This window comes from Clostridia bacterium, assembly GCA_024685775.1.
Taxonomy (GTDB): domain Bacteria; phylum Bacillota; class Clostridia; order Christensenellales; family CAG-1252; genus CAG-1252.
In genome coordinates, this window is record JAIKVL010000027.1 from 1 (window position 1) to 17,174 (window position 17,174).

The window sequence follows — 17,174 nt, forward strand, 5'->3', positions numbered from 1 at the left end:
TATGATATTCACCTGTATACGACCACCCGCTTGCACTTATATATGTACCATGTCCATTACGTTCGTCATTACTCCAATCTCCGATGTATTTATCGCCGTCCGCCCATACACGAGTCCCTTGACCACAAAATTTATCATAACGAAAACCACCTTGATAATAACCTCCATCCTCAAAGATATATTTCCCCTGTCCATGCATTTCATCGTTACGATATTCACCTGTATACGACCACCCGCTTGCACTTATATATGTACCATGTCCATGCATTCTATTATTATACCATTCTCCATCATAGGAAGTCCCGTTATTCCAAACAAGCCTCCCTCTGCCGCATCTATTTTCGCTACTATCTACATCTCCAACATAATAGCCATCGGTATAATCAATACGCATAATCCAATCTCCTTGTGACTTTATAATAAATTATATAATACCTTTGTTTCCCATCGGTCAAATGTTTTATCAAAAAACCAGTCAAAAGAACCTAAAATATCTTAAAATATAAAAAAGATGATCTATAAAAAAACTTATAGATCATCAAACTTGGTACCCCGTAAGGGGTTCGAACCCTTGATACCGGCGTGAGAGGCCAGCGTCCTAGACCACTAGACTAACGAGGCATATCAAAATAACATTATTACTATATCAAAACCGCCCGCCTTTTGCAAGCGTTTTTATCAAATCGTTTTTATTTTTTCGAAGCCTTTTTGCGCGCGCGGACTTCTTCGAGGTCGTCACGCGCGTCTTCCGCGCCGTGGACTCCCACTTCTTCCGCGAGTTTAACGTACTTTTCCGCTTCCTCGAAATCCTGCGGCGCGCCCTCGCCGTAGGTGTATGCGTGCGCGAGGACGATCGACGCTTCGGGCATCGAGCATTCTTCGAGCGCGAGTTTCAACCAGCCGACCGCCTTCTCGTAATCTTCCTTTACTCGGACGACGAGGATGGTCAAATACGCGGCGAAAAACAGACACTTTCCGAGATTCCTTCCGATCCCGTCGCGGACGGATTCATAATCTTTTCCGCTTTGCGCGTCGTCCATATCCGAACAAAGCGAATAATTCTTCGCCGATTCCGCGGCTTTTTTGAAATAGGAAAGAGAAAGCCTGCTGTTTTTTCCGTTCGCGGCGTGTCCGCCCAGAATAAAGCAAGCGGTCGGATTCCCCTTTTCCGCGGCGAGTTGCAAGAGTTCGTCTGACTTCTTCTCGTCTCGCGCGACGCCCTCTCCGATCGCATACATTTTGGAAAGGTAGACGAGCGCTTCCGTCTTGCCTCCCTCCGCGGCTCTTTCATATAAGGAAAGCGCTTCCGCGTGATCGATCCCGACGCCGATCCCGAAATGATAACACACGGCAAGATCGTATAAAGCGCGCGGATGCCCGCTTTTCGCAGCCTCGAGATACAATAAAAACATTTCGTGCTTGACTTCGGTTTCGTCGGTCTCAACGCCTTTTTTGACCTTTTTTACGAAACTTAAAAAACGCATTCCCGCGCGATTGCAAAGATCGACGGCTTCTTCGAGTGAAACGAGGTTATTATCCATAGAAACAGAATATCATTTTCGAGAGAATTTGTCAACGCAAGTAAAAAACGCTCCGCGATCGCGGAGCGTTTTACTTAAACTGCGTCTGAAATTACTTTTGCGCCTCTTCGACCGCAACGGCAAGCGCGACGGACGCGCCGACCATCGGGTTGTTACCCATACCGATGAGACCCATCATTTCGACGTGAGCCGGAACGGAAGACGAACCCGCGAATTGCGCGTCGCTATGCATTCTGCCCATCGTGTCGGTCATACCGTAGCTCGCGGGACCCGCAGCCATGTTATCCGGGTGAAGCGTTCTGCCCGTGCCACCGCCGGACGCAACGGAGAAGTACTTCTTGCCGTTATCGACGCACCATTTCTTGTAGGTGCCCGCGACGGGATGTTGGAAACGGGTCGGGTTCGTGCTGTTTCCGGTGATGGAAACGTCGACGCCCTCGTGACGCATGATCGCGACGCCTTCGCTGACGTCGTCCGCGCCGTAGCAGCGAACTTTGCTTCTTTCGCCGTCGCTGTACGCGGTTTCTTTAACGATCTTCAATTCACCGGTGTAGTAATCGTACTTGGTTTGAACGTAGGTGAAACCGTTAATACGGCTGATGATGAACGCCGCGTCCTTTCCGAGACCGTTCAAAATAACGCGGAGGGGGTTCTTACGAACTTTATTCGCCGTCCTTGCGATACCGATCGCGCCTTCCGCCGCGGCGAAAGATTCGTGACCCGCGAGGAACGCGAAGCAAGCGGTTTCTTCTCTGAGAAGCATCGCAGCGAGGTTGCCGTGTCCGAGACCGACTTGGCGTTGATCCGCGACGGAACCCGGGATGCAGAAAGATTGCAGACCGATACCGATATCCTCGGCGGCGTCCGCAGCTTTCTTCGTTCCCTTTTTGAGAGCGATCGCGCAACCGACGGTGTACGCCCAAACGGCGTTTTCGAAAGCGATGGGTTGGACGCCCTTAACGATCGCTTCGACGTTTACGCCCGCTTTGTCGCAGATCGCTTTCGCCTCTTCCAAAGAAGCGATGCCGTACTCGGCGAGTTTCGCGGTGATTTTTTCGATTCTTCTTTCGTAACCTTCAAAAGTGATAGCCATGGTTTCGCCCTCCTTATTGCTTGCGCGGATTGATGAAGGTAACGCCTTCATTGAATCTGCCGTAATTACCAGTGCACTTTTTGAGCGCTTCGTCCGCGCTGACGCCTTTCGCGATAAGATCCATCATAACGCCGAGCTTAACGAATTCGTAACCGATGACTTCGTTGTTCTTATCGAGCGCAAGGCGGGTAACGTAACCTTCCGCCATTTCGAGGTAACGAACGCCCTTCGCTTCGGTGGAGTACATCGTCCCGATCTGCGAACGGAGACCCTTGCCGAGGTCTTCGAGACCCGCGCCGATCACGAGGCCGCCTTCGGAGAAAGCGGATTGCGTCCTGCCGTAAACGATTTGAAGGAAGAGTTCCCTCATCGCGGTGTTGATCGCGTCGCAAACGAGGTCGGTATTCAAGGCTTCCAAAATGGTCTTGCCGGGAAGGATCTCGGCGGCCATCGCGGCGGAGTGCGTCATACCCGAGCAACCGATGGTTTCCACAAGCGCCTCACGGATTACGCCGTCCTTCACGTTGAGCGTGAGTTTGCAAGCGCCCTGTTGCGGAGCGCACCAACCGACGCCGTGCGTAAGACCGTTAACGTCCTTAATTTCTTTGGATTGCACCCATTTCCCTTCTTCGGGGATCGGGGCGGGACCGTGGTTCGGACCCTTTTTTACGCAAACCATTTCTTCAACTTCGCGAGAATATTGCATTAAAGTTTCCTCCCTAAAAAATTTTTTACTTCACTAAGTATAGCATACGCGTAGAAAAACTGCCTAACGATTTTTCGAAAAACGGAAAAAAACCTTATGAAAGCATAGCGGCAAATTAAAAAAGGCTTCCCGACTTGCTTCGAGTGCTACTTGCGCTCCAAGAAACCGATAGAAGCCTTTTTATAACGAACCGGGGTTCGTTTAGCCCGCGTTGCCGTTTTACGGCCGTACTAAACCCGCCATGAGCAGGTTGGGTATAAACTATCCGACGCTTCTGCCTTCCTCCGATTTTATGAGGCCTGACATCCGACGCCGCGTTTCGTTTTCCCTATAATAAATTGAGGTTGTGACAGAACCGCTAATCGCACAACGCAGGTTGTTTGTTACCTATGTTATAGCATAACCGAACTTGAAATACAAGAGTTATTAAGACTTTTTAATTGATGAGAGGCTTTCCATAAGCCGTCTTTATGGAAAAATCGACTCAAAAACAGGGCTATTCTTCGGAATTATCCGATAGTTCCGAGCCTTCTTCCTCTTCTTTGTCCTCTTCGCCGTAATAGCTTTCCAAGTAGAAAGGAATATTCTTTTTGGTTCCGAGATGCATTTTCCTAAGCAAATAATGGAACAAGAAGTTCATCGCCGTGCAGAACAAAACGGAAATACAGATGATCCCGAACGCCGTCCCGTCGATCGCTTTGACTTCAAACGAAACGTAATGCAACCCTACGACGTTTAAGCCGTAAACCGCAAACGCCGCGATCAGAAACGCGATAAAGGACCCGACGATGACCGCCGAACGGAACTTATTCAAAGGCAAGGAATTAAAGATGAGTTCCACGAATCCGCAAGAGACGAGCGTCAGCGCGCCTATCGTCGAGCGCATATCCGCAGGCACGGAAAACACGCCGCATAATAGGAAATAAGACGCGAGTACCGAAAACAACAGCGAGACGGTCGCGGGATACGTTCGTTTCAGGACGTTCGGAATGAAATTTCCGTCCGAAACCTTCGTGCTTCTTTGCATCGCAAGGAAAAGCGCGGGAATACCGAGGACGAACGCTTCGATCATAAGCATTTGCGAGGTCGAGAACGGATACAGTCTTCCGAGACAAAGGAAGATCGCGGTCATCAGCATCGTAAACAAGTTCTTCATAATATAGAGCGATGCGACCTGCTCGATATTGCTGACCACGCGCCTGCCTTCCGCGACGACCGCGGGAAGCGAGCTGAACTTGCTGTCCACGAGGACGATCCCCGCCACGCTTCGCGCGACTTCGTTCGCGCTGCCGAAAGAGATGGAACAATCGCTGCTTTTCAGAGCATGGACGTCGTTTACGCCGTCGCCGACCATACCGACCGTCTTTCCCCTCCTGCGAAGTTCGTTGACGATCAGGCATTTTTGCTCGGGGGAAACCCTGCCGAAGATCGCGTAATCGTTTACGGCGGCTTTGAGTTCATCGTCCGAAAGAGTCGAACAATTTACGAATTTATCGCTGTCCACGACGCCGGCTTTGGTCGCGATGCGGGAAACGGTCAAGGGGTCGTCGCCCGAAATGACCATGATTCGAACGTCGTTCTCGCGGAACCATTTCAGCGTGCAAGGCGCGTCGTCACGGATCTCGTCCTCGATCGCAAGCGCGAGGATCGGCGTGCAAAGCTCGGGTTTCGCAAACAAAAGATCGCCGTCCAATCTCGAAAGAACGACCACCCTCTTCCCTTCGCTCGCGCATTTTTCCGAATAGGCTTTGAGATCACCCGTAAAAGGCGAGACGTATTCGGGAGCGCCGAGGACGTACTTCGAACCGTCTTTGAAGGTAACGCCGCCGTACTTCCTGCCCGAATAGAAAGGAAGCGCGAAAGAAGCGGCTTCGGGATCGCCGTCGCCGTAGAGTTTTCGAAGAGCGTTCGCCGTCGCGTTCATATCCTTCGTCCCCGCAAGGAGATCGGAAAGGATCTTTTCATGATCGACGGAAGTATCGAGAACTTTTTGATCCACGACGCGCATCGCACCCGTCGTAATCGTGCCGGTCTTATCCAGAAGAAGAGTATCCACCAAAGCGAGCATTTCGACGCCGTACATATCCTGAACGAGGGTATTTTTCTGAGAAAGTTTCAAAACGGACGCCGCGAGCGCGCAACTCGTCAGGAAGAACATACCGACGGGAAGCATCGCGAGCGCGGACGCCGCCGTGTACTTCAAAGCGACGTGCAAGCTGCTCCCCGCGACGTAAAAATTCACGAGGAACGACCCGATCGCAAGCGGAACGAGGATAAAGCTGATGATCTTGATCAAAAAATCAAGGGAATAAAAGATCCTGCTTTTGGGTTTGGCAAGGCGACGCACGACTTTTCCGATGCGCTGAATGTTGCTGTGCATTCCGACTTTATCCGCCTGCACGACCGCTTCGCCGACGAGAACGTGACTTCCCGAAAGGACGTAATCACCGACGCCTTTTTTGACGATATTGCCCTCGCCCGTCAAAATGGATTCGTCCAGATCCAACGAACCTTCGCGGATCACGCCGTCCACGGGAACTTTCGATCCCGCGCGCATCACGACGAGGTCGTCCAAAACGATCTCGCGGACGGGGATCTCGCGGCGTTTTCCGTCTCGAATGACCGCAAAATCGCTGTCTACTTCGAACGAAAGGCGCTTGATCGCGTTTTTGGCTTTCACGCCCTGAATGATGCCGACCGCGATATTAAAAAAGATGATTGTCGAAGAAAAGGTGTCGCTGTATTCGCCGATGCAAAACAGCATAATGACGATCAAAATCGTAAAAACGTTGCAAAATTGAAAAACGTTTTCCGCAATTATCTTAAAGATGGATTTGGAAGGATCGATGATCCTTGCGTTCGTGTTCCGCTCTCGTTCCCGCTGTTTGATCTGCGAAAACCCAAGCCCCATTTCAAGCTTCGGCGAAAACCGAACCGTATGTTTTTTCTTTTTTACAGTCATATCAGTTGATCTTAACGCTCAAATGACGTTCCATATCGAATTCGCTCCACGGAAACGCGGTGTCGTCCGGGAAAGCGCGGAAGACCATAACGTCCTTTTTCGTGGGATGCGGGAACCGAATCTCCGCGCTCCAAAGCGCGAGATGATCGGCTTTGACGAGTTTGTCGCCCGCATATTTGACGTCGCCCACGATCGGGCAACCGATATGCGCGGTTTGGACGCGGATCTGGTGGCTTCGACCCGTGTAAAGATAGATCTCCGCCAAACACAAAGAATTTTTCTTTTCGACGATTTTATAGTCGAGGACAGCCCTCTTCGCCCCTTTTACCGCCATCGGAGCGACGGTCACGACGTTTCGCACTTCGTCTTTCAAAAGATAATTATCCAATCTCCCGTTTTTATCTTTCGGGACGGAAGAAAGGACGGCGAAGTATTTTTTATCGAACGCGCCGCTGACGATGCTTTCGGACAAACGCGCCGCGGCTTTGCTCGTCTTCGCGAAGACCATAACGCCGCCCGTCGGGCGATCGAGCCTATGAACGAGCCCGAGAAAGACGTTTCCGGGCTTCTCCGCGGTTTCCTTGATATACTCTTTGAGAAGAGTCAACATATCGGGATCCTTGCTCGCGTCCTCTTGGGAAGGGACGTTAAAAGGTTTCACCGCGACGATGACGTGATTATCTTCGTAAATAATGGGAATATCCTTATACGTTACGCTCATTTTTCACCTTTTCCTTTGTTAAAAAGCGCGACCCCCGTGCAACCGCAAGGAAGAAACAGTCCGTCGTCCTGCGGGAGCGCAAGTTCGTACGCTTCGATCTCAAACGCGCCTTTGTTTTTCAAAGCAAGCGTCAATATATTTCCGATAACGGTCGGTTGAAGCCCCGTCGTGTAAGAATTGATCAGGAAAAACAAGGGCTTATCCGATAAAACTTCCGCCACGCGCAAGACGAGAGGAAACAGGCTTTCTTCGAGCTTCCAAACCTCGCCGTTCGGACCTCTTCCAAAGGAAGGCGGATCCATAATGACAGCGTCGTAGCGATTCCCGCGACGGATCTCGCGGTTCACGAATTTCAAGCAATCGTCCACGATATAGCGGATCGGTCTATCCTTCAAACCCGAAGAATACGCATTCTCTTTCGCGCGATCCACCATTGCGGGCGCGGCGTCCACGTGCGTTACCGCGGCGCCCGCGCTTGCGGCGGCGATCGTCGCCCCGCCCGTGTAGGCGAACAGGTTCAAAACTTTGATCTCGCGCTTCTCGGCGGAGATCCACCCTCTGATCCTGTCCCAATTCGCGGCTTGCTCGGGGAAAAGCCCCGTATGCTTGAAGTTTTTCGATAATTTCAGATGGAAGACGAGATCGCGCCAAGTAACCGCAAACTCTTCTTTGAAGGGTTTGAGGATCACCCACTTTTCTTCCTTCTTTCCCGCGTCGAGCCTGTAATAGGCGTTCAACTTATCAAAGGAAAATAGGTCGAAAGGCGCGTCCCAAATCGCCTGCGGATCGGGGCGAAGAAGATAGACTTTGCCCCACCGTTCCAGCTTATAACCGCCGCCCGAAGCGACGATCTCGTAATCTTTCCAATCGCAAGCTACTTGCGGCATACCGATAAGCGGACGTTCTTTCCGCCGAGGTCGAATTCTTTTTCGTAACCGGAAAGCGACCCGAAAGTCACTTCATCCGCGAGGACGTCGTCCTTGACGGCGAATTCGGCGAGGATCTCTTTAAAAGCGTCTTCCGCGACGATCCCGAGGACGATATGATCGGTCACGTCGAAGCCCGCTTCTTTACGCATCGTCTGCACTTTGGAGACGATCTCACGCGCGTAGCCTTCGTCAATGAGTTCTTTCGTAAGAGCCGTGTCGAGTGCGACGGTGATCTTTCCGTCCGATTCCGCGCTGAACCCTTCTCCGCTCTTCGTCGTGATCAAAAGATCGGTTTCGGAGAAAGCGACGGGCTTTCCGCCGAGTTCGGTCTCAAAGACTCCCCCGTCCTTGACCGCGGCGACGATCGCCTTTCCGTCCGCGATTTGGAGGAAAGAACGGATCTGACCGAGGAGAGGACCGTACTTCGGACCGAGCGTTTTGAGTTGGGGCTTGATCTCGTAGGTAATAAAGGATTGATCTTCGGACGCGATCTTAACCGTCTTGACGTTCAATTCTTCGGCGGCGATATCGAGCATACCGGGAAGAGAGAACGCGACGTCCGTCTTAACGTACATAGAGGAAAGCGGCTGGCGGTTTTTGAGGTTCGCCTTGTTTCTCGCGGCGCGACCGAGGAAGACGACGCTTTCGACCGCGGTCATCTCCTTTTCGAGTTCTTTATCGACGTATTTCTCGTCCGCGACGGGGAACGCCGTCAAATGCACGCTGATCGGCGCGTTCTTATCATTATTGACGACGAGGTTACGATACACGCTCTCCGCCATAAAGGGGACGAACGGCGCGATCAATTTGCTCATCGTCACGAGGACGTGATAGAGCGTCGTGTACGCAGCCGCCTTGTCGGGGGTCATTTCACTGCCCCAATATCTTTCGCGACCGCGGCGAACGTACCAGTTCGAGAGCTCGTCCGTAAAGTCCGCGATCATACGCGCGCTTTCGGTGATCTTATAGTTTTCGAGGTTCTCGTCCACCGCTTTGATCAACGTGTTCAGGCGGCTGAGGACCCATTTATCCATCAAGCTCAGCGAGCAATCTTCCAAGCGATAGTTCTCGGGCTTGTAATCGTCGATCCCCGCATAGAGCGCAAAGAACGCGTAAGTATTCCAGAACGTTCCCATAAATTTCCTTTGCGCTTCGGAAACCGCTTCCGAATAGAAACGGGAAGGAAGCCACGGAGAACTTCCGGTGTAGAAATACCAACGAACGGCGTCCGCGCCCTGTTTGTCGAGGACGCTCCACGGATCGACTACGTTACCTTTATGCTTGCTCATCTTCAATCCGTCTTTATCGCAAACGTGTCCGAGGACGATGCAGTTTTTGAACGGCGCTTTATCGAAAAGCAAAGTCGAGATCGCCATTAACGTGTAGAACCAGCCGCGCGTCTGATCCACCGCTTCGCTGATAAAGTCCGCGGGGAAATGCTTCTCGAAGGCTTCTTTATTCTCAAACGGATAGTGAAGTTGCGCGAAAGGCATCGAACCGGAATCGAACCAGCAATCCATCACTTCGGGCGTCCTCTTCATTTCGCCGCCGCATTCGCATTTGAAGGTAATGCGATCGATATACGGGCGATGAAGCTCGGAAGGAAGCATCCCGGAAAGCTTTTTGAGCTCTTCTTTGCTTCCGACGACGTGCGTCTTTCCGCACTCGGAGCAGACCCAAACGGGAAGCGGCGTTCCCCAATATCTTTCGCGGGAGACGCCCCAGTCGATGACGTTTTCGAGGAAGTTTCCGAATCTGCCCGAACCGATCGTCGGGGGGATCCAGTTCACCTGTTCGTTATTTTTCAAAAGATTGTCGCGCACGGCGGTCATTTTAATGAAATAAGAACTGCGCGCGTAATAAAGAAGCGGCGTGTCGCAACGCCAGCAGAAGGGATAGCTGTGCGTGTGAAGATGCTTTTTGAACAAAAGCCCCTTTTCCGCAAGTTTTTCGATGATATATTTATCGCCGTCCTTCGCGAAAACGCCGACGAGGTCGGTCACCTCTTTTACGAAGCGGCCGCGATCGTCCACGAGTTGAACGAAAGGTAAACCGTACTTCCTTCCGACCTTCGCGTCGTCTTCACCGAACGCGGGCGCGATATGGACGATACCCGTGCCTTCGGTCAAGGTAACGTAGGGATCGTTCGTGACGTAATACGCTTTCGCGGCTTCTTTCGTCCCTTTGATATAATCGAACAAGGGTTCGTACTTCGCATGCTCGTAATAGGAACCTTTTTCGACGGAAAGGATCTCCGCGCCTTCTCCGATGACGGAAGAAACGAGAGCGGAAGCCAAAATGTAGATCTCATCGCCGACTTTGACGCGGGCGTAATCCTCCGCCGCATTCATACAAAGAGCGACGTTGGAAGGAAGGGTCCAAGGCGTCGTCGTCCAAGCGAGGAAATAGGTATTCTCTTCCCCGACCACCTTAAATTTGGCGGTAACGGTCATATCCTCGACGTCTTTATACCCCTGCGCGACTTCGTGAGAAGAAAGCGCCGTCCCGCAGCGCGGGCAATACGGGACGATCTTGTGACCTTTATACAAAAGCCCCTTATCGTTGATCTGCTTGACCGCCCACCAAACGGATTCGATATAGTTGTCGTCATAGGTAACGTAGGGATTATTCATATCCGCCCAATACCCGACGCGATCGGACATCTTTTCCCATTCGCCCTTATACTTCCAAACGCTTTCTTTGCATTTCTTGACGAAGGGCTCGATGCCGTACTTTTCGATATCCTGTTTTCCGTCCATTCCGAGCGATTTCTCGACTTCGAGCTCGACGGGAAGCCCGTGCGTGTCCCAACCCGCCTTACGCTCGACGTGATAACCTTTCATCGTGCGATAGCGCGGAATGATATCCTTAATAACGCGGGTCAAAATATGACCGATATGCGGTTTTCCGTTCGCGGTCGGAGGACCGTCGTAAAAGGTGTACTCTTCGTTGCCCTTGTTTTGGTCAACGCTTTTTTCGAAAATTCCGTTCTCCTTCCAAAAATCGGAGATCTCTTTTTCTCTTCCGCAAAAATCCAAACTTGTGTCGACTTTATTAAACATATATTCCTCTTTTCGGGCGCGTCGCGCCGCGTTTTTCTTCTTGGTTCGTTACTTCGTCCTGATCAATATCTTATTGACCTTACCGCCGTCTCCGACGGGGATTCGGCTGATTTCGAATCCGTTGAACGTCGAGACGAGATCGATGAGTTTGGTAAAGCCGTAATTCCTCGTGTCGAAATCGGGCATTCTCTTGGAAAGATTGTTTCCGACGTCCGCGAGATACGCCCATCCGTCCTCGTTGCCGATGCTGTTGACGATATCTTTCACGACGGCGCGGACTTTTTTCAGCGGCGCGACGGACGGCTCTTCGGCTTTATCCGACGCCTTTTTCGCTTTCTTCGCCGCGTCTTCTTTCTCTTCCTGCTTTTCTTCGGATTTTTCTTCCGCGCTTCTCAAAACTTCAAGATAAATGAACTTCTCGCAAGCCTTGATAAAGGGCTGCGGCGTCTTTTTCTCGCCCATTCCGAGGACAAGCATTCCCGCTTCGCGAAGACGCATCGCAAGGCGGGTGAAATCGCTGTCCGAAGTGACTAAGCAAAACCCGTTCACCTTTCCGGAATACAAAATATCCATCGCGTCGATGATCATCGCGCTGTCGGAAGAATTCTTCCCGGAAGTGTAGCTGTATTGTTGAATGGGGGTAAAAGAGTACGTTAAAAGGGAATCTTTCCACTTGGATAATTGCGGTTTCGTCCAATCGCCGTACACGCGTTTGTAGGTCGGGATGCCGTAATTCGTTACTTCGTCCAACAGATCCTGCGCGTATTTCTCGGAAACGTTCTCCGCGTCAACCAAAACTGCGATTTTACTGTCTCGATCCATTTTAATCTCCGTATAGCGGGCAAAAGCCGCTTCTTCTTCAAAAGGTACCGTGCAACTTTTTTTGACAGACGCCACCGAAGCGGACGCGAAACGCAGGCGGCTACTCCGAAGCTACCTCATGGCACAGTGTGAAAACCGCTTAGTGCTGCTACCGTCAGGTCCTGACACGGTTCACGGATCACACTTGCATAAGACACCGGTATCAACGCTCCTTACGCCGCTCAGCCTTCCATGGCGAAAGCCGAGAAAAGTATTCTGCCCCACTATAGCGGATTGTGGGTATAGGGCACCGCTGGCTCCCCGCATAGCACGGTAAAATTATTATAACACGCGAAAATAGGTTTAACAAGTAAATTTACAATCATTTATTTATAAATAAACCTTTGCGAGATCCCTTTCGCCGGGATTCGTCATAATTCGCCCTTTTCGAAAGTAAACTATCGTATGGATAGATGGAACGGATATGAAAAATACAAATACGACGACACGACCGTCTTCGGAACGATCACGTCTTCGGATTAACCCGAACACTCCGTGGAAGACGCCAGGACGAAAAAGCGCGACCCGCTTTCCGACGAACGCGCAAACGAAAAAACGAGGAAAAAGCGGAAAAGAGCCAACGGAAACAGAACGGGATTTCTCCTCGTCATATCTATAACGATCCTTTGCTTTTGCCTGACCGTCGTGGCGGCGGATCTCTTTTCGGGGAAAGCTTCCCTTTCGACCTACGCGAATCTCCTTCTCGGGAGAAAAGATAAAGCGAATTACACCGTCTATTATCTCGTCTGCGCGACCCGAGACGCGGATATGGGCGTCGCTTATAAAAACGCGGCGGCGATCCGAAAGGAAGGGGGCGCGGGCTACGTCCTGAAATCCGGGGAAGATTACTACGTCGTTTTGAACGCATACGAAAAAAAGGAAGACGCGGAAAAGATCCGAGACAAACAAGGAAATTACGGGATCTTAGAATTAAAACTCCCGGCGTTTGATCTCGAAAAAGCGAAAGGATTAAAAGGCGCGACGCTCAGCGAAACGCTTTATGAAAAAGTCTTTCGAACGCTGTACGAGACGGCAAACGCCTACCAAAGAGGCGTCTATTCCGCGGACGACGTAAAAAAACAACTGAATCCGATCAAAGAGGAAGTCGCCGCATGCGAAGAAGCCTTCGAACGCTCGGCAGGCGATCTTGCGTCGACCGTCGTTCTCGATTATAAAGTCTTACTCCGAACGATGAAAAGTTCGCTTGAAAATATCCTGTCGAGCGAAAGCGATCCCCTCTCCCTTCTCCGCTATTACGCAGTCTCAGTCTTACACAGTCAAGCGCTGTTTCGGGAAAAGTATTTTGCCTGAGAGGTTCAAAAGAAAAATATGGGTTGAAACTTTTTCGCAAATATGATACAGTTAGAATATCAAAAATACGAGGTGCGCTATGGATAAGTGGGATGATCGTTTTATGGATCTTGCGGAAAAAGTCGCGACTTGGAGCAGTTGCTTCCAAGAAAATCGGCAAGTCGGCGCCGTCATAACGCGCGATAAAAGAATCGTTACGACCGGTTACAACGGCGCGGGTTCCGGCATAAAAAGCTGCAAAGAAAAAGGCGAATGCCTTCGCCGCAAACTCAATATTCCGAGCGGAACGAGGCAGGAAATTTGCTACGCCGTCCACGCCGAACAGAACGCGATCATTCAAGCGGCGAAGCTCGGAGTCAGCGTCGACGGAGCGACCCTGTACTGCACCCATCAGCCCTGCTCGATCTGCGGAAAAATGATCATAAACAGCGGTATTCGACGCGTCGTCTTCAAGTACGGCTACCCCGATGAATTCTCGATGAAAATGTTCGACGAAGCGGGCGTACAAGTGGAAAAATACGGCGACGAAGACTGACAAGTTACCAACCGGTAAGCCGAAGCAAAACGCTTCGGCTTTTTTATTTCTTCGGAAAAATCCGACGATTTTCGGGCGTAGACAAGTATATTATTTTACTTGTTGAATAATGACGTTTTCTTTACTATTTTGTCACTGCTTTTTCGACGATCAGGACGCCGATATACATAACGGCGGCAAGAATCGTCAATATCAACGTCGAACACATCACGAGCGAAAGATTGAAGACCTGCCCGCCGTAAACGATCAAATAACCGAGCCCTTCTTTACTGACGAGATACTCGCCCATGATCGTCCCGACCCACGCCATTCCGACGTTCACTTTGAGCGCGGCGACGATCGTTCCGAGGTTCGACGGTAAGACGAGCTTAAACAGGATCTGAGCCCGATTCGCGGAAAGCGTCCGCATCAAAAGGATCTTATCTTTGTCGACGGACAAAAAACCGTTCAGAATATTGATGATCGTAACGATGACGCTGATCAGGATCGCCATAACGACGATCGCCGCCCTGCCCGCTCCGACCCAAATAATGATGATCGGACCGAGCGCGATCTTCGGTAACGCGTTCAGGACGACGATATACGGCTCCACGACCCGACGAGCGGGCTCCCACAGCCATAAAAGAACCGCCGCGACCAGTCCGATCGCCGTCGCTCCGAGAAAACCGACGACGGTTTCGGAAAGAGTGGCGCCGACGTGTCGCGCGAGATCGCCGCTTTTCCAAAGAGAAAGAAAGGATTGCCACATTTTGGACGGCGCGCTGAAAATAAAGCTGTCGATGATCTCGTATTTCGCGAGCAATTCCCAGACGAGGAAAAACTGCGCGAGCAGAAAGAGCTGCGTCGCAAAGACGAAAACGGACTTCTTTCTTTCTCTCAAAACGTACTTCGCGTGTTCATCGCTGACTTTTTTAACTTCCTTTTTCATTCGTATACTCCAATTCTTTCCAAATCTCTTTGAAGAGAAGCGAAAAATCTTCCTCTTCCCTTCTTCGGATCGACGAAAGACTTTTATCGATCGTATTTTCGAAAATCCGTTTGACGCGGGCGGGTCTTGCGGATAAAACCGCAATCCGATCGCAAAGCGCGATCGATTCGCTGATATCGTGCGTTACGAGGATCGCGCTGATCTTTTCCTCTTTGATGATCCGTCGGACGTCTTCCGCGACCGTTAGCCGCGTCTGAAAATCAAGCGCGGAAAACGGTTCGTCCAAGAGAACGAGTTTCGGGCGCAGCGCAAGCGTTCGAATCAGCGCGACCCGCTGGCGCATCCCGCCCGAGAGTTCGGACGGTTTCTTTTTGACGAAATCCCCCAAGTTATACTTTTCAAGCAGGGATCTCGCGTATTTGACGTTCTCTTTGGTCTTGATCTTTCGGATCTCCAACCCGAGCAAGACGTTATCTTCGATCGTTCGCCAGTCGAAAAGATGATCCCTTTGGAGCATATAACCCGTGTCCTTGGGGGAGATCTCCCGATTGATCTCCCCCGCCGAGGGTTTCAGGATCCCGGATAGGATCGAGAGCAGCGTCGTTTTACCGCTTCCCGAAGGTCCGACGATCCCGAAGAACTCCCCTTCCGAAACGTCCATCGACAGATCCGCGATCGCGAGCGTTTCCCCGCTTTTCCCGTGATAGATATGCTTAACGCCTTTAAGCGATAGGATCTTTTTCATTTTTCTCTCGTATGCCTTTCTTTATCCGAGGAATGAATTATCCACGAGATCTTCGTAAACGGCGCGCTTCGTCATAACGCCCGCTTCGACGATAATATCCTGCAAACGCTCGAAATCTCCCTTTTTGAGATCCATAGTCGAAACGTAAGCGCCGATCTTCTTATAGTTTTGAATCGCGGCGGTCAAAGTCGAAAGCGAAGTATCCGCGAAGGAAGGAGCGACGGCTTTCGCAATCTTTTCCGCGCTGTTCTCGTTCACGAATCGAACGCCTTCTCTCACCGCGTCGAGGAACCGTTTGACCTTGTCGCCGTTCTTTTTCAAATAGGACTTTTCCGCGCAGAAACAAGTATAGGGGATATCGCCCGCTTCCATACCGACGGACGCTGCGATATATCCTTTCCCCGCAAGTTCGAAATTGGTCGCTGCGGGCTCGAACATCGTGCAAAAATCCCCCGTTCCGCCGTCGAACGCCGCGGCGATCAAATCATACTGAACGTTATAGTTGATCGTGATATTCTCTCCGTCGACGTAACCGTTCTTTTTCAAGGCGTATTCGAGCGCCATCGCGGGGACGCCGCCTTTCCTGCCTCCGATGATCTCTTTTCCGAGAAACGCGGTATTCCAAGAAAAATTCTCGATCTTTTCGCGGGAAATAACGAAAGAACCGTCGCGCTTTGTCAATTGTCCGATCACGAGAGGATAATTCTTTTTACCCTCGTTATAGACGTAGATTGCGGCTTCCGGTCCGCAAAAACCGATATCGGCTTGCCCCGACAAAACCGCCGTCATCGTCTTGTCCGCTCCGCCTCCGTTCGTGAGTTCGATTTTCAACCCGTTCTCTTCGAAATACCCTTCGTTCAAGGCGACGTAAAGCGGCGCGTAAAAAACCGAATGCGTGACTTCGTTCAGGCGGATCACGTCGTCTTTCGTTTTCGAACATGCGGCGAGCGGAACGCAAAGCGCCAAAAGCATAACGACAAGTATCAAACAAATAATTTTGGTTTTCATTTTACTCTCCTTTTTTTCTTCTACAACCATACTATTCGCCGACATTTGAAAATGTTTTTCGGAAAAAGCGGCGGAAAATTCCGTTTCGAAACAAAATCATTGACATAAATATAGTAAAGTAATAAAATTTATTCTATGAATGTGAAAATCAAAAAAGAAGATTTTTATAATATTCCGAATATTCTGACCTACATTCGGCTTTTGTGCGTTCCCGCGTTTATCGCAGTCTTTTTCGCCGTAAACGGGAAAAACAATCTGAACGTCTATATTTCCTTCGGGATCTTTTTATTCGCGTCGTTTACCGACGTTCTCGACGGGTATATCGCCCGCAAATACAATTTCATCAGCGATCTCGGGAAAATGCTCGATCCCCTTGCGGATAAGCTTCTCCAAGTTTCCGCGGCGGTCTGCTTATGCGTAAACGAATTCGCGAAGCATTCGCCGATGGGAATGCTTTTCGTCGCGTTTCCCGTCCTTCTCGGCTTAAAAGAAGGCTTTATGCTCGTTTGGGGGATCATCCTCGCGAAGAAGACGATCGTCGTCCACAGCAATATCTACGGCAAGATCGCCGCGTTTACGAATGCGGTCGGTCTTTTAATGAGCTTTTTCGCGACCGCGACCTATAACGCCTATCGCATCGTCGCGACCGTTATGCTTTCGCTCGGCGTCATTATGGCGTACGTCGCGCTGATCGATTACGGGACCAAACTCGCGAAACAACTCAATTACTCCATCAAAGACAAATCGGATATGAATTTGAAATTCTGATAAA

At 50.7% G+C, this 17,174-nt stretch carries 15 protein-coding genes, 1 tRNA gene and 1 other RNA gene; 3 read left to right on the top strand and 14 right to left on the bottom strand.

The window, feature by feature from the left end; translation table 11 throughout:
- The 11 genes from K5753_04900 to ffs all read right to left on the bottom strand — a co-directional run.
- On the bottom strand, positions 1–394 hold a 394-nt coding region (locus tag K5753_04900), incomplete at its 3' end, for a molecular chaperone Tir (protein ID MCR4726539.1).
- 151 nt (positions 395–545) lie between these two features.
- A tRNA-Glu gene (locus K5753_04905) sits at positions 546–621 on the bottom strand.
- Positions 622–689: 68 nt separating this feature from the next.
- Positions 690–1,541 carry a sel1 repeat family protein gene (locus K5753_04910; protein ID MCR4726540.1) on the bottom strand — a complete coding sequence of 284 codons (852 nt, stop codon included), beginning with the start codon at positions 1,539–1,541 and terminating at the stop codon, positions 690–692.
- 91 nt (positions 1,542–1,632) lie between these two features.
- Positions 1,633–2,634, bottom strand: coding sequence for a GGGtGRT protein (locus K5753_04915; GenBank protein ID MCR4726541.1), 1,002 nt, complete (start codon positions 2,632–2,634; stop codon positions 1,633–1,635).
- A 13-nt stretch (positions 2,635–2,647) separates the two neighbouring features.
- A complete protein-coding gene (locus K5753_04920) occupies positions 2,648–3,340 on the bottom strand; it encodes a hypothetical protein (GenBank protein MCR4726542.1) in 693 nt (230 codons plus the stop codon).
- A 496-nt stretch (positions 3,341–3,836) separates the two neighbouring features.
- Positions 3,837–6,302, bottom strand: a complete 2,466-nt coding sequence (locus tag K5753_04925; protein MCR4726543.1) for an HAD-IC family P-type ATPase — start codon at positions 6,300–6,302, stop codon at positions 3,837–3,839.
- A 1-nt stretch (position 6,303) separates the two neighbouring features.
- A complete protein-coding gene (locus tag K5753_04930) occupies positions 6,304–7,023 on the bottom strand; it encodes an RluA family pseudouridine synthase (protein MCR4726544.1) in 720 nt (239 codons plus the stop codon).
- On the bottom strand, positions 7,020–7,910 hold the full coding sequence (locus K5753_04935) for a class I SAM-dependent methyltransferase (GenBank protein MCR4726545.1): 891 nt from the start codon (positions 7,908–7,910) through the stop codon (positions 7,020–7,022). The genes K5753_04930 and K5753_04935 overlap by 4 nt, the downstream gene beginning before the upstream one ends.
- Entirely contained in the window at positions 7,898–11,014 is a 3,117-nt protein-coding gene (ileS, locus tag K5753_04940) for an isoleucine--tRNA ligase (protein ID MCR4726546.1), read from the bottom strand. The genes K5753_04935 and ileS overlap by 13 nt, the downstream gene beginning before the upstream one ends.
- A gap of 48 nt (positions 11,015–11,062) precedes the next feature.
- Positions 11,063–11,836, bottom strand: a complete 774-nt coding sequence (locus K5753_04945; GenBank protein MCR4726547.1) for an NYN domain-containing protein — start codon at positions 11,834–11,836, stop codon at positions 11,063–11,065.
- Positions 11,837–11,883: 47 nt separating this feature from the next.
- An RNA gene (ffs, locus tag K5753_04950) (signal recognition particle sRNA large type) lies at positions 11,884–12,149 on the bottom strand.
- A 221-nt stretch (positions 12,150–12,370) separates the two neighbouring features.
- Here ffs and K5753_04955 point away from each other — a divergent pair.
- Together K5753_04955 and K5753_04960 are read left to right on the top strand one after the other, a co-directional pair.
- A complete protein-coding gene (locus K5753_04955) occupies positions 12,371–13,186 on the top strand; it encodes a hypothetical protein (protein MCR4726548.1) in 816 nt (271 codons plus the stop codon).
- Positions 13,187–13,265: 79 nt separating this feature from the next.
- Positions 13,266–13,721, top strand: a complete 456-nt coding sequence (locus K5753_04960) for a cytidine/deoxycytidylate deaminase family protein (GenBank protein ID MCR4726549.1) — start codon at positions 13,266–13,268, stop codon at positions 13,719–13,721.
- Positions 13,722–13,845: 124 nt separating this feature from the next.
- Here K5753_04960 and K5753_04965 read toward each other — a convergent pair whose 3' ends face one another.
- Genes K5753_04965 through K5753_04975 form a run of 3 tightly spaced genes read right to left on the bottom strand, consistent with a single transcriptional unit; the run spans position 13,846 to position 16,402 of the window.
- Positions 13,846–14,649: an ABC transporter permease gene (locus K5753_04965; protein MCR4726550.1), complete on the bottom strand. Its 804-nt coding sequence runs from the start codon at positions 14,647–14,649 to the stop codon at positions 13,846–13,848.
- A complete protein-coding gene (locus K5753_04970) occupies positions 14,633–15,394 on the bottom strand; it encodes an ABC transporter ATP-binding protein (protein ID MCR4726551.1) in 762 nt (253 codons plus the stop codon). The genes K5753_04965 and K5753_04970 overlap by 17 nt, the downstream gene beginning before the upstream one ends.
- Before the next feature lie 21 nt (positions 15,395–15,415).
- Positions 15,416–16,402, bottom strand: coding sequence for an ABC transporter substrate-binding protein (locus K5753_04975; GenBank protein MCR4726552.1), 987 nt, complete (start codon positions 16,400–16,402; stop codon positions 15,416–15,418).
- Between the two features lie 141 nt (positions 16,403–16,543).
- Between K5753_04975 and K5753_04980 the strand changes: the two genes are divergently transcribed.
- Entirely contained in the window at positions 16,544–17,170 is a 627-nt protein-coding gene (locus K5753_04980) for a CDP-alcohol phosphatidyltransferase family protein (GenBank protein ID MCR4726553.1), read from the top strand.
- The last annotated feature ends 4 nt before the right edge of the window (positions 17,171–17,174 follow it).

Coding starts and splice junctions, on each gene's coding strand:
- K5753_04970 (MCR4726551.1), bottom strand. CDS start 15,394: ATGAAAAAGATCCTATCGCTTAAAGGCGTTAAGCATATCTATCACGGG.
- K5753_04935 (MCR4726545.1), bottom strand. CDS start 7,910: ATGCCGCAAGTAGCTTGCGATTGGAAAGATTACGAGATCGTCGCTTCG.
- K5753_04965 (MCR4726550.1), bottom strand. CDS start 14,649: ATGAAAAAGGAAGTTAAAAAAGTCAGCGATGAACACGCGAAGTACGTT.
- K5753_04945 (MCR4726547.1), bottom strand. CDS start 11,836: ATGGATCGAGACAGTAAAATCGCAGTTTTGGTTGACGCGGAGAACGTT.
- K5753_04910 (MCR4726540.1), bottom strand. CDS start 1,541: ATGGATAATAACCTCGTTTCACTCGAAGAAGCCGTCGATCTTTGCAAT.
- ileS (MCR4726546.1), bottom strand. CDS start 11,014: ATGTTTAATAAAGTCGACACAAGTTTGGATTTTTGCGGAAGAGAAAAA.
- K5753_04920 (MCR4726542.1), bottom strand. CDS start 3,340: ATGCAATATTCTCGCGAAGTTGAAGAAATGGTTTGCGTAAAAAAGGGT.
- K5753_04975 (MCR4726552.1), bottom strand. CDS start 16,402: ATGAAAACCAAAATTATTTGTTTGATACTTGTCGTTATGCTTTTGGCG.
- K5753_04930 (MCR4726544.1), bottom strand. CDS start 7,023: ATGAGCGTAACGTATAAGGATATTCCCATTATTTACGAAGATAATCAC.
- K5753_04915 (MCR4726541.1), bottom strand. CDS start 2,634: ATGGCTATCACTTTTGAAGGTTACGAAAGAAGAATCGAAAAAATCACC.
- K5753_04960 (MCR4726549.1), top strand. CDS start 13,266: ATGGATAAGTGGGATGATCGTTTTATGGATCTTGCGGAAAAAGTCGCG.
- K5753_04925 (MCR4726543.1), bottom strand. CDS start 6,302: ATGACTGTAAAAAAGAAAAAACATACGGTTCGGTTTTCGCCGAAGCTT.